The sequence below is a fragment of the Frankia gtarii genome, from assembly GCF_025403375.1.
GTDB classification, from domain to species: domain Bacteria; phylum Actinomycetota; class Actinomycetes; order Frankiales; family Frankiaceae; genus Frankia; species Frankia gtarii.
Genome location: NZ_JAMPTM010000634.1, coordinates 1 through 411, shown reverse-complemented (window position 1 = coordinate 411; position 411 = coordinate 1). Strand labels below are relative to the sequence as shown.

Sequence of the window (411 nt, the reverse complement as noted above, 5' to 3'; positions counted from 1 at the left end):
CCATTGCCCGACGCAGCCGCGCGAGCGCCTCGTCGCGGGTGCGGCCGTAGGCGATGATCTTGGCGATCATCGAGTCGAAGTCGGCGGGAATCGTGTCGCCCTCACCCACGCCGGTGTCCACGCGGATGCCGGGACCGGAGGGCAGGTCGAGCAGCGCGATCCGGCCGGGCGACGGGGCGAAGTCGCGGTCCGGGTCCTCGGCGTTGAGCCGCGCCTCGACGGCGTGCCCCCGCTCCACCGGCCTCGGTCCGTCGAGGTGGCCGCCGGCCGCCACGTGCAGCTGCGCCTTGACCAGGTCGAGGTCGGTCGTCGCCTCGGTGATCGGGTGCTCGACCTGCAGGCGTGTGTTGACCTCGAGGAAGGCGAACGTCCGCTCGCCCGGGTGGTAGAGGAACTCGACCGTCCCGGCGC

At 73.0% G+C, this 411-nt stretch carries 1 protein-coding gene; it reads right to left on the bottom strand.

All coding sequences use genetic code 11. The features are described 5' to 3' along the window. Nucleotides 1-411: ATP-binding protein (locus tag NBZ83_RS32680; protein ID WP_498041109.1), on the bottom strand; the 411-nt coding region annotated here is incomplete at both ends.